Genomic DNA, 12391 nt, shown 5'->3' on the forward strand with positions numbered 1-12391 from the left:
CGTTTGACGCGCCGGCCCGTCAATTCCCCGCCGTATAGGCCGCGATCGCCGCCATGTTGACGATGTCCGAGTCCTTGGCGTTGAGCGAGACGATCTGGACCGGCTTGTTCAAGCCGACCAGCAGAGGGCCGATGACGGTCGAGCCGCCGAGTTCTTGCAGCATCTTGGTCGAGATCGAGGCGGAATGGAATGCCGGCATGATCAGCACATTGGCCGGGCCGGTGAGCCTGATGAATGGATATTGCGCCATGGAGCGCGGGTTCAGCGCCACGTCCGCCGCCATCTCGCCGTCATACTCGAAATCGACGCGGCGCTTGTCGAGGATGCGCACCGCCTCCTGCACGCGTTCGGAGCGCTCGCCCTGCGGGTGGCCGAAGGTGGAGTAGGCAAGCATGGCAATCCTTGGCTCGTAGCCCATGCGGCGGGCAAAACCAGCCGCCTCCTCGGCGATGTCGGCGATCTGCTCGGCGTTCGGCATGTCGTGCACGGCGGTGTCTGCGACCAATACCGTCCTGCCGCGCGCGAGCACGATCGACACGCCGATCACGCGGTGGCCGGGCTTGGCGTCGATGATGCGGCGCACGTCGTCCAGCGCGGTGGAATAGTTGCGGGTAACGCCGGTGACGATGCCGTCGGCATCGCCCAGCGCCACCATGCAGGCGGCGAAATGGTTGCGGTCGTTGTTGATCAGGCGCTGGCAGTCGCGGAACAGGAAGCCTTTCCGCTGCATGCGCTCGTAGAGATAGTCGGTGTAGATGCCGTTGCGGCGCGACAGCCTGGCGTTGATGATCTCAATGCCCTGCTTGTTCAAGTCGATGCCGGCATTGCGGGCATTGTCCTTGATGACGTCGTCACGGCCGAGCAGGATCGCGGTGCCGAGCTTCTGGTTCACATAGGAGACGGCGGCGCGCATCACCTGCTCCTCCTCGCCTTCGGCGAAGACGATGCGCTTGGGCTGGCGGCGCACGCGGTCGTAGATGCGCTGCAGGGTCGAGGCGATCGGGTCGCGGCGGGCCGACAGTTCCTGCGCATAGCGGTCGAGATCGAGGATCGGCTTGCGGGCGACGCCGGACTCCATCGCCGCCTTGGCCACCGCCAGCGGGATCGCCGAGATCAGGCGTGGGTCGAACGGCACGGGGATGATGTAGTTGGGGCCGAATTTCGGCCGGTTGCCCTGATAGGCGGCGGCGACATCGTCCGGCACGTCCTGGCGCGCCAGCTCGGCCAGCGCCCGGGCCGCCGCGATCTTCATCGCGTCATTGATGGTGGTGGCGCGCACATCCAGCGCGCCCCGGAAGATATAGGGGAAGCCCAGAACATTGTTGACCTGGTTGGGGTAGTCCGAGCGGCCCGTCGCCATGATGGCGTCGGTGCGGATCTCGGCCACTTCCTCGGGAGTGATCTCCGGATCGGGATTGGCCATGGCGAAGATGATCGGATTCTTCGCCATCGACTGCACCATGGCGGTGGTGAGCGCGCCCTTGGCGGACAGGCCGAGGAAGACGTCCGCGCCGTCCAGCGCCTCGGCAAGGCTGCGCGCCTCGGTCTTGACCGCATGCGCCGACTTCCACTGGTTCATGCCCTCGGTGCGGCCTTGGAAGACCACGCCCTTGGTGTCGCACAGGATGATGTTTTCCGGCGAAAAACCCATCGCCTTCATCAGTTCGATACAGGCGATGCCGGCAGCGCCCGCGCCGTTGCAGACCATCCTGGTGGTCTTCATGTCGCGGCCGGTGATCTCCAGCGCGTTGATCAGCCCGGCGGCCGAGATGATTGCCGTGCCGTGCTGGTCGTCGTGGAAAACCGGGATGTCCATCAATTCGCGCAGCCGCTGCTCGATGATGAAGCACTCCGGCGCCTTGATGTCCTCGAGATTGATGCCGCCGAAGGAAGGCCCGAGGAAGCGCACGCAGTTGACGAACTCGTCGGCATCCTCGGTGTCGACTTCAAGGTCGATCGAATCGACATCGGCGAAGCGCTTGAACAGCACGGACTTGCCTTCCATCACCGGCTTGGAGGCCAGCGCGCCGAGATTGCCTAGGCCGAGGATGGCAGTGCCGTTGGAGATGACGGCGACCATGTTGCCGCGCGTCGTATAATCGAAGGCGCGGCTCGGATCCTCGGCGATGGCGCGCACGGGAACGGCGACGCCCGGCGAATAGGCGAGGCTCAGATCGCGTTGCGTCGCCATCGGCTTGGTGGCGACGATCTCCAGCTTGCCGGGCCGCCCCATGGCGTGGAATTCCAGCGCCTCCTCGGGACTGACGGAGGGGCCGCTGCTTTCGGTTTTCCTGGCCATGATACCTGACGTTTTCCTCACCAATTCGCGCTCTTGAGGCGAGCGCATTCTTTTGAACTACCGCTTAAGGCCATACTCAGCCGCTGTAAACCGCCAAGCGATCAAGTGACGGCGTTCCTCCGCGCTGCCGGCGACAGTCAAATCTTGCCTGATGAGATCGCGGCAATCTCGCGCAGGTGTTCGCTGACCGAAGCCCAGCGCGTCAGCCCAGAGGTGCCGGCGAACGGCCATTCGGAAAAGGGCGGATCATCGCTTCCCATCCGTCGCTTAAGCGCCGAGAGATAAGCCATCAGTTCCAACCGTTCCGCCTTTACCCTTTCAAGCGTGCGGCCGCGAATCTCCTCCCGCGGTATGGCGCGGTCGCGAAGCCGCTCGACCGCGCGGCGGATCGCGGCCGGCTCCGGCTCGGCGATGATGCAGTAGTCCGGATCGAAATAGACGTCGCGGCCGCCGATGCTCGGTGTCGAGACGATCGGCAGCCCGGCCAGCAGATACTCCATGCTGGAATACATTGCCCCTTCCACCGCCGACAGGCAGAGCCCGACCGCGGCCTGGTTGTAGACGCGGTTGACCTCGGCGGCGGTCAGCCGGCCGGGCAGGCCATCGATGAGCGGATTGGCGATGCTGTGAAGCGACGATTGCGCCTGCAGGCGGCGGATGAAGGCGCGGTCGCCGGCCGGCGGCAATTCGCCGATCGAGGACGTCACATGAACCAGTCTTTCGATCTCGAAGGCGAGATAGTGCCGCTTGGTGTGCGAGATGCGGCCATTGTAGACGGCATCGAACTCGACCGGCACGTCAGGCAGCGGCCGGAAGACGTCTTCCGAGATCATCAGATTGTGATTGGAGAAGATCGCATTGCCGCCAACGCCTGCAATCAGGCGTCGCTCTTCCTCTGTGTTGCAGAGAAAGATCAGCTCGTGCTTGGGGCAAACCTTGGCGAACCAGGCGAGATCCTTGCGTATCTGCTCGACGACGGCAGGCCGTTCCAGCGTCCAGTTCGGCATCAGGAGGAAGGTAGCGCGCCGTGGCGCAAGGCGTCGGCAGAAGGCGGCGAGCGCGTAGAGAGGGCGCCTGCCGCCGACAGGTACATAGAGGATCAACGGATCGCGACTGAAGATGTGGAGAGGCATGTCGATGCCGCCATCGAGGCTTGAAAGCGGCCCACGCGCCGGAAGGATGAAGGGCAGCCGTATCCGCGTCCACGCCTTGATCTTGGTTCTGGTTCGGTTGGCTCGGTTAGCGGCAAGAAGCCGAATGCGGCCGAGCGAGCCGGCGGGGCCGACCATCTCCTCGAACGTCTCGTGTCCGTCCTGCTTCATCGCCCCACCATGTTCTCATGGGCCCGCACGATCCATATGTCGGCCGACGGCATGAGGCAACATGCCTCCGCACCCTGTCCTGCTGATGGCGCAACCGCCCAGTCTTCCCCTGCTTTTCGCGCCGCCGGCATTAAACCGGGCTGCCACTTCTGCTAGCGTCCCGGCATGAACATGCACATGCCGACAGACAACGACGCCCAGGAGACGACGACGCCTACGCCCGCCACCGGCGGCGTCACGCCGATGATGGAGCAATATATCGAGATCAAGGCGGCAAACCCTGACTCGCTTTTGTTCTACCGCATGGGCGATTTCTACGAGCTGTTCTTCGACGACGCGGAGAAGGCGAGCCAGGCCCTCGGCATCGTTTTGACCAAGCGCGGCAAGCACCAGGGCCACGACATTCCGATGTGCGGCGTACCGGTGCATGCGGCGGACGACTATCTGCAAAAGCTGATCGCGCAGGGTTTTCGTGTCGCCGTCTGCGAGCAAATCGAGGATCCGGCCGAAGCCAAGAAGCGCGGCTCCAAATCGGTGGTGCGGCGCGACGTGGTGCGGCTGGTCACGCCGGGCACCATCACCGAGGACAAGCTGCTCGCGCCCTCGGAGTCGAGCTTCTTGATGGCGTTCGGCCGCGTGAAGGGCGGCGCCGCTGCCAGCCAGGCGAGCTTCGCGCTGGCCTGGATCGACATTTCGACCGGCGCGTTCCGCGTTGCCGAGACGAGCGCCGAGCGGCTGCTTGCCGACATCTTTCGCGTCGACCCGCGCGAGCTGATCGTCGCCGAGCCGGTTTTCCACGATCCGGAGCTCAGGCCGGTCTTCGATGTACTTGGCCGGGTCGCCAATCCGCAGCCGCCGTCGTTGTTCGATTCGGCCTCGGCCACGGGCTGCATCGCGCGCTTCTTCGAGGTCGCGACGCCGGACAGTTTCGGCACCTTCTCGCGCGCCGAATTGTCGGCGATTTCGGGCGCCATCGCCTATGTCGAAAAGACGCAAAAAGCCGAACGCCCGCCTTTGTCCCGCCCCGAGCGCGAGGAGCAGGGCTCGACGCTGTTCATCGACCCGGCGACGCGCGCCAACCTGGAACTTTTGCGCACGCTCTCCGGCAGCCGCGACGGCTCGCTGTTCAAGGCGATCGACCGCACGGTGACCGGCGGCGGGGCGCGACTGCTCGCAGATCGGCTGATGGCGCCGCTGACCGACCCGGCGGCGATCGGAGCGCGACTGGATTCGGTCTCCTTCTTCCGCTCCGAAGTGCGGCTCTGCCAGGGTCTGCGGGCGAGCCTGAAAAGCGTCGCCGACATGCCGAGGGCGCTGTCCAGGCTGGCGCTCAACCGCGGCGGGCCGCGCGATCTGGGGGCGCTGCGCGCCGGCTTCGAGGCGGCGAGAGCGATTGCCGAGTTGTTCGCGACAACCGCGCTGCCCGCCGAGCTCGCCGCGGCGCTGGCCGCGATCAAGGCCCTTCCCGAGGCGCTTGCCCGCCACCTCAGCGAAGCGCTCGACGACGAGCTGCCGCTGATCAGGCGCGACGGCGGCTTCGTGCGTACCGGCTATCACGCCGAACTCGACGAGATGCGGGCGCTGCGCGACGAATCGCGAAAAGTGATCGCCGGGCTGGAGCGCTCGCTGATCGAGGAAACCGGCATCCGCTCGCTGAAGATCCGGCACAACAATGTGCTCGGCTATTACATCGAGGTGACGACCAACCATCACGCGATCATGACCGGCAGCGACGCGGCCAAAGCGCGCTTCATCCATCGCCAGACCATGGCCAATGCCATGCGCTTCACCACGACCGAGCTGGCGGAGCTGGAATCGAAGATCGCCAACGCCGCCGACAAAGCGCTCGGCATCGAGCTTGCCGCCTTCGACCGCCTGACGGCGGAAGTGGTCACCGAGGCCGAACGGATCCGCGCCGGCGCCGAGGCGCTTGCGGCTCTCGATGTGTCGGCCGCGCTGGCGCTTCTTTCCGAAAGCGAGGGATGGTGCCGGCCGCTGGTGGATTCCGGCCTCGCTTTCGAAATTGTTGGCGGACGCCACCCGGTGGTCGAACAGGCGCTCAGACGTTCCGGCGAAGGACCGTTCGTCGCCAATGATTGCGACCTCTCGCCCGAAAGCGGCGCCAAGGCCGGCGCCATCTGGCTGCTCACCGGCCCCAATATGGGCGGTAAATCGACATTCCTCAGGCAGAACGCACTGATCGCCATCCTGGCCCAGACCGGCTCCTTCGTGCCGGCGCAAAGAGCCCATATCGGCGTCGTCGACCGCCTGTTCTCGCGCGTCGGCGCCTCGGACGACCTGGCGCGCGGCCGCTCGACCTTCATGGTCGAGATGGTCGAGACGGCGGCAATCCTCAACCAGGCGGGTGAGCGGGCGCTGGTGATCCTGGACGAGATCGGCCGCGGCACGGCGACTTTCGACGGCTTGTCGATCGCCTGGGCGGCGGTCGAATATCTGCACGAAAAGAACCGCTGCCGGGCGATCTTCGCCACGCATTTCCACGAGATGACGGCGCTGGCGGGCAAGCTCCCCCGCCTCCACAACGTCACCATGCGGGTCAAGGAATGGGAAGGCGACGTCGTCTTCCTGCACGAGGTCGGCAAGGGCGCGGCCGACCGCTCCTACGGCGTGCAGGTGGCGCGGCTGGCCGGCCTGCCGGAGGCGGTCGTCGCCCGGGCCAGGGAGGTCCTGCATCAGCTGGAAGAGGGCGAGGTTTCCGGCAAGACCAACCGGCTGGTCGACGATCTGCCGCTGTTTTCGGTGGCGGTGAAACGCGAAGCGCCGAAGCCGGTCAAGAGCGATGCGCTGGGCGAAGCGCTGGGCGCAATCAATCCCGACGAGATGACGCCGCGCGAGGCGCTGGAAGCGCTCTACCGGCTGAAGGGGCTGGCGACGAAGCAATAGCGCCAGTCTGGCTTGACTCATTGTACCGATCGGTACAATGTCGGTTATCGATGATCGAAACTGACAGGAGATCTCATGAGCCGCCCGCCATTGCCGCCCTTCACAGCCGAGACAGCGGCGCAAAAGGCGCGCCTTGCGGAGGATGCGTGGAACAGTCGCGATCCCGAGCGGGTATCGCTCGCTTATACGGAGGACAGCATCTGGCGGAACCGGGCCGAATTCGTCTCAGGCCGTGGCGAGATCGTCGGCTTCCTCAAGCGCAAATGGGCGCGCGAGCTGGACTACCGCCTGATCAAGGAGGTGTGGACTTGGAACGAGAACCGCATCGCGGTGCGCTTCGCCTATGAATGGCGCGACGACAGCGGCCACTGGTTCCGCTCCTACGGCAACGAGAACTGGGAGTTCGACGAAGCCGGGCTGATGCGCCGGCGCCTGGCGAGCATCAACGACCTGCCGATCACGGAGCGCGAGCGGAAATATCATTGGCCGCTCGGCCGCCGGCCGGACGACCATCCCGGTCTTTCGGAACTTGGGCTCTAAGGACGGTGCGGCGCATCGTTCCGGACCGCGACCAGTTGCTGGGGATCGTTGCCGAGGTTTTCCGCGAGCATGGCTATGAGGGCGCCAGCCTGGCCCTGATCGGCGAAGCGACGGGGCTGGGCAAGGGAAGCCTCTACCACTTCTTTCCCGGCGGCAAGGAAGAGATGGCGAGAGCCGTCATTGCCCATATCGACGGCTGGTTCGAGGACAATGTCTTCGCGCCATTGCGTGACAGCACCGATCCGCTCGCGGGGATCGAGCAGATGCTCGAGGCGACGGACAGCTATTTCCGCTCGGGGCGGCGCGTTTGCCTGATCGGCGCTTTCGCGCTGGATGAATCGCGCGATCTCTTCGCCGGCCAGATAAGGGATTATTTCGGCCGCTGGGTCACGCATCTCGCCGATGCGCTGGCGCGATCCGGACACCGACCGGACGAGGCCGGCGAGTTGGCCGAGGAAGCCGTCGCCGCCATCCAGGGCGCCCTCACCCTTGCCCGCGCCGCAAATGACCTCGATGTGTTTTCAAGAGCATTGCGGCGAGCGCGGATGCGGCTTGGGCTGCCGGCGAAGATTTAACCGGACTCCTACAGAGGTTCGAAGCGAAAGCCTGTTTCGCCTCGCGAAATCCGGCCGACGCCCGGTGAATCGAGATGCGCTCCGGCGACGCACCAGGCGTTGTCGGCGGCAAGCGCCAAAATGCGCAGCCGGGTCTCGCGCGCCTGGTCCTGGTCGGCGTCGAATTCCCACGCTACCTCCGGCCGCTCGAACTGAAGCGACGGCACATGCACGATGTCACCCCAGACCAGCAACGTCTCGCCGCCGCTCGTGACACGAAAGCCAGTATGGCCGATTTCATGGCCGGGAGAGGCGACGGCCTCGATATTCGCGCTCAGCGGCTGTCCAGAGCCCAAAGGTTCCGCTCGGTCATGGAAGCGGCTCAACCTCGCTACCGACCGGAACATGTCGAGCTCGGCCCGGGGAACAAGCAGGCGAGAGAGTTGCGGGAAACCGTCGCGACCATCGGCAAGGACAAGCCCGTGGATATGGTCGAGATGCGTGTGGGTGAACGCAACCGTTCGTATCCGGTCGACGGCGATCCTCGCCTCGCTCAGCGCCTGCGGAAGAAAGCCCATCGTCGGGTGCCAGGCGTTCGAGGAGCCCGTGTCGATCAGCGTAATTTCGCGGCCGTCGTCGACGGCAAAGGCATTGACCGACAATCTGAGCGCGCCGTCGAAGAGCGGCACCTGCGGGGGGAGATCGTCGCCGAAGGGCTCGCCTCCCGGCTTATGCAGCCGCCGGACCGGCATGTCGACATAACCGTCGCGCAACGAGGTGACGGTCAAGTCACCGATTTTATAGGCCGTGTGATGCGGTCCGGCTGAAATTCGTTCCAATGCCTGCTCCCGGCTCACTTGCGAATCCGGATCGAAGTTGTGGCTAGATCATCTCCAGCCCGCGCTTGCGCGTCGGCGGCGGGAAGGCGCGGTCGAGTTCAGCGAAATCCTCGGGCGTCAGCTTGATGTCGAGCGCGGCGGCGTTCTGGCGGACATGCTCCTGGCGGCCGGCCTTTGGAATGGCGATGACGCCGGGCTGCGCCATCACCCAGGCGAGCGCGATCTGGGCGGCGGTGGCGTTGTGGCGCGAAGCTACGGCTTCGAGCCGAGCATTCCGGGCGAGCGCACCCTGCTCCACCGGCGAATAGGCCATCAGCGGGATGCCGCGCTTCAGGCTCCAGGGTGCCAAGTCGAATTCCGGCCCGCGCCGCGAGAGATTGTAGAGGATCTGATTGGTCTGGACGTTGCTGCCCGAGCGCAGACCGACCAGTTCCTCCATCTCGTCGGTGTCGAAATTGCTGACGCCCCAGTGGCGGATCTTGCCTTCCCTCTTCAAGGTTTCGAAGGCCTCGACGGTTTCGGATAGCGGCACGCTGCCCGGCCAATGCAGCAGATAGAGATCGATCCGGTCGGTGGAAAGCCGCTTCAGGCTGTTCTCGCAGGCTCGCTTCACGCCGGCGCGCGACGCATTGGTCGGCAGCACCTTGGAAACCAGAAAAGTCTCGTCGCGGCGCCCGGCGATGGCCTCCGCCACCACCTCCTCGGCGCCGCCGCTGGCATACATCTCCGCCGTGTCGATGAGCATGATGCCGAGGTCCAGCCCAAGCTTCAGCGCCGCGACTCCATCGGTGCGGCGCCTGCGGTCCTCGCCCATCTTCCAGGTGCCCTGGCCCAGCACCGGAACGGCCTCGCCGGACGGCAGCTCGAGGGTTCTGACTGTTGACGGCATGGCTTCCTCCGCGGGGCTGGATCGCAGCACAGCAAAAAACGGAAATCCAGACCAAAGCCGCGTGGCCGCCTGGATTTCCCGGGAGCGGCTACTTCGCCGGGTGCTTGGCGAGCCAGTCCTGCATCTGCTTGATCTCGGCTTCCTGCCCCTTGACCACGCCTTCGGCGAGCTTGCGGATTTCCGGATCCTTGCCATTGGCGATCACCACCTTGGCCATGTCGATAGCGCCCTGATGATGAGGGATCATGCCACGGACGAAATCGACATCGGCATTGCCGGTGTATTTGATCGCCATGTCCTTGTGCATCTTCTTCATCGCCGCCTCATAGCCAGCCGTGGCCGGGCTCTGGGCGCCCATCGCCATCTTGGACATGTCGTGCTTCATCTCCTCCGACGAGGCCGGCACGCTTTCGAGGAAGACGGCAAGCAGCATTCCCGCCGCCATCAAAAGCAGCACGATTTTCTTGGCCAGGGTCATTCAAGGTCTCCTTGTTGTTGAGGTTCGTATCTGGGAGCTTCGTTCAGAGTTTCAACGTCCTCAGCCGCAAAGCATTGGTAATGACCGACACCGACGACAGGCTCATCGCCGCCGCCGCTATCATCGGCGACAGAAGCGTGCCGGTGAGCGGATAGAGGACGCCGGCCGCGACCGGCACACCGAGCACGTTGTAGAGGAAGGCGAAGAACAGGTTCTGGCGGATGTTGCGGATCGTCGCCTGGGCCAGCGTGCGCGCCCTGACAATGCCGTTGAGGTCGCCCTTGACCAGCGTGATGCCGGCGCTTTCGACCGCGACATCGGCGCCGGTGCCCATGGCGATGCCGACATCGGCGCCGGCCAGCGCTGGCGCATCGTTGACGCCGTCGCCGGCCATGGCCACGCCAGCGCCGCTCGCACGCAGCTGTTCGACCAGAGCGCCCTTCTCATCCGGCAGCAGGCCGGCGCGGACCTCATCGATTCCGAGCTTGCCGGCGATCGCTTTTGCCGTGCGCTCGTTGTCGCCGGTTGCCATGATGATCCTGAGACCCCTGTCGTGCAGGGCCTTGATCGCCTCGGCCGTCGTTGCCTTGACGGGATCGGCCACGGCGACGATGCCGGCGAATACGCCGTCGACGGCCACGAACATGGCCGTCTTGCCTTCGGCCTGCATCGCCTCGGCATTGGCCGCCGGCGTTTCGACGCCGAGGTCCGCCATCATCGCCGCATTGCCGAGCGCGACCTTCCTGCCGGAAACCGTGCCCGAGACGCCCTTGCCGGTGACAGCTTCGAAATCGACGGCTTCGGCCAGCTTCAGGCCGCGCGCGGCGGCGCCTTCGACGATCGCCTCGGCTAGAGGATGTTCCGAGCCCTTTTCGAGCGCGGCGGCAAGACCCAGCAGCTCGTTCTCATCGATATTTCCGGCCGCGACGACGTCGGTAAGCCGCGGCTTGCCTTCGGTCAGCGTGCCGGTCTTGTCGACGATCAGCGTGTCGACCGAGGCGAAACGCTCGAGCGCCGCCGCTTCCTTGATGAGCACGCCGGCATGCGCGCCGCGTCCGGTCGCCGTCATGATCGACATCGGCGTCGCCAGACCGAGCGCGCAGGGACAGGCGATGATCAGCACCGACACAGCCGAGACGATGGCGAAGATCAGGCTGGGCTCTGGGCCGAGGAGTGCCCAGGCGACGAAGGCGATGATGGCGACCAGCACCACGGCCGGTACGAAATAGAAGGACACGCGGTCGGCCAGCCCCTGGATCGGGGCGCGCGAGCGCTGCGCCTTGGCGACCATCTCGACGATGCGCGACAGCGTGGTCTCGGCGCCGACCTTCTCAGCGCGCATGACCAGCGAGCCGTTCTTGTTCAGTGTGCCGCCGGTAAGCGCGGAGCCTTCCGTCTTTTCGACCGGCAGCGGCTCGCCCGTGATCATTGATTCGTCAATCGCCGAGCGACCTTCCAGCACGGTGCCGTCGACCGGAACAGCGTCGCCCGGACGAATGCGCAGCCGGTCGCCGGTCTGCACGCTGTCGAGCGGCACATCCTTCTCGGAACCGTCGGCGCCGATCAGACGCGCCGTCTTCGGGGCAAGGTCGAGGAGCGCGCGAATGGCCGAGCCGGTGCGCTCGCGGGCTCTGAGCTCCAGCACCTGGCCAAGGAAGACAAGCGCGACAATGACGGCGGCAGCCTCGAAATAGACCGGCACGGCGCCGTCATGGCCGCGGAACTGATGCGGGAAGATGTCCGGAAAAAGGGCGGCGACCACGCTGTAGAGATAGGCAGCGCCCACGCCCAGCGAAATCAGTGTCCACATATTGGGGCTGCGGTTGACAACCGATTCCCAGCCGCGATGGAAGAACGGAAACGCCGCCCAAAGCACCACCGGGCTCGCCAGCGCCAGCTCTACCCACGTTTTCGTCCGGCCGTCGATGAGACTTTCGAAGCTGAGACCCAGCATCGGCGCCATGGCGAAGATCAGGAGAGGAGCGGAAAGCGCCGCGCTGACCCAGAACCGGAGCGTGAAATCGACCAGCTCGGGATTCGGGCCTTCATCGCCGGTCGGCACGCCCATCGGCTCCAGCGCCATGCCGCAGATCGGGCACGAGCCGGGCTTGTCGCGGATGATCTCGGGATGCATCGGGCAGGTGTACTGCGTCCCCTTCGGCATCGGCTGCGGCTCGGGCCGGCCGGCAAGGTATCTTGCCGGCTCCGCCTCGAACTTGCCTTGGCAAGCGGCGGAGCAGAAATAGAAGCCCTGGCCATCATGACGCACAAAGTGCCTGGCGCTGGCGCGGTCGACGCTCATGCCGCAGACAGGATCCGTGGCCGTCAGGTAGCTCTCCGGCTCGGCTACGAATTTCGTGCGGCAGCGCTCGCTGCAGAAATGAAAGGTCCGTCCGCCGTGCTCGGCTGTCGGCTTGCCGGCCGCCGGATCGACCGTCATGCCGCAGACAGGATCGCGAATCACAGCTTCGGCCGCGGACGCTGCAGTTTTCGCGGAGCAGCAGGATGCGCCATGCGAGTGATGATGGTTGTGGTCGGAATGGGTCATCAGCAATGCCTCGGAATT

The 12391-nt window shown here is 65.2% G+C and carries 9 protein-coding genes; 3 read left to right on the top strand and 6 right to left on the bottom strand.

The annotated features are described in order from the left end of the window. Window positions 1-19: 19 nt before the first annotated feature. Window positions 20-2299: an NADP-dependent malic enzyme gene (locus E5X34_RS10380; RefSeq protein ID WP_292563788.1), complete on the bottom strand. Its 2280-nt coding sequence runs from the start codon at window positions 2297-2299 to the stop codon at window positions 20-22. A 137-nt stretch (window positions 2300-2436) separates the two neighbouring features. Then, complete coding sequence (locus tag E5X34_RS10385) at window positions 2437-3621, bottom strand: glycosyltransferase (protein ID WP_292563791.1); 1185 nt, start codon at window positions 3619-3621, stop codon at window positions 2437-2439. Window positions 3622-3786: 165 nt separating this feature from the next. Between E5X34_RS10385 and mutS the strand changes: the two genes are divergently transcribed. From mutS to E5X34_RS10400, 3 genes are all read left to right on the top strand, one after another. Continuing rightward, window positions 3787-6525: a DNA mismatch repair protein MutS gene (mutS, locus tag E5X34_RS10390; protein ID WP_292563794.1), complete on the top strand. Its 2739-nt coding sequence runs from the start codon at window positions 3787-3789 to the stop codon at window positions 6523-6525. Window positions 6526-6600: 75 nt separating this feature from the next. Continuing rightward, window positions 6601-7065, top strand: a complete 465-nt coding sequence (locus tag E5X34_RS10395; protein WP_292563797.1) for a nuclear transport factor 2 family protein — start codon at window positions 6601-6603, stop codon at window positions 7063-7065. Between the two features lie 5 nt (window positions 7066-7070). Next, the gene (locus tag E5X34_RS10400) at window positions 7071-7640 is read left to right on the top strand and encodes a TetR/AcrR family transcriptional regulator (RefSeq protein WP_292563799.1); all 570 of its coding nucleotides are present in this window, start codon (window positions 7071-7073) and stop codon (window positions 7638-7640) included. An 8-nt stretch (window positions 7641-7648) separates the two neighbouring features. Here the strand turns inward: E5X34_RS10400 and E5X34_RS10405 are convergent, their stop codons facing one another. The 4 genes from E5X34_RS10405 to E5X34_RS10420 form a co-directional block, all read right to left on the bottom strand. After that, the gene (locus tag E5X34_RS10405) at window positions 7649-8458 is read right to left on the bottom strand and encodes an MBL fold metallo-hydrolase (protein WP_292563802.1); all 810 of its coding nucleotides are present in this window, start codon (window positions 8456-8458) and stop codon (window positions 7649-7651) included. A gap of 43 nt (window positions 8459-8501) precedes the next feature. Beyond that, window positions 8502-9347 (bottom strand): aldo/keto reductase, encoded by an 846-nt coding sequence (locus tag E5X34_RS10410; RefSeq protein ID WP_292563805.1) that lies wholly within the window; start codon window positions 9345-9347, stop codon window positions 8502-8504. 88 nt (window positions 9348-9435) lie between these two features. Continuing rightward, window positions 9436-9825, bottom strand: a complete 390-nt coding sequence (locus tag E5X34_RS10415; protein ID WP_292563807.1) for a DUF305 domain-containing protein — start codon at window positions 9823-9825, stop codon at window positions 9436-9438. A 43-nt stretch (window positions 9826-9868) separates the two neighbouring features. Next, on the bottom strand, window positions 9869-12373 hold the full coding sequence (locus E5X34_RS10420) for a heavy metal translocating P-type ATPase (protein WP_292563811.1): 2505 nt from the start codon (window positions 12371-12373) through the stop codon (window positions 9869-9871). Window positions 12374-12391 lie beyond the last annotated feature (18 nt).

Source organism: Mesorhizobium sp. (assembly GCF_004963255.1).
Classification (GTDB): domain Bacteria; phylum Pseudomonadota; class Alphaproteobacteria; order Rhizobiales; family Rhizobiaceae; genus Mesorhizobium.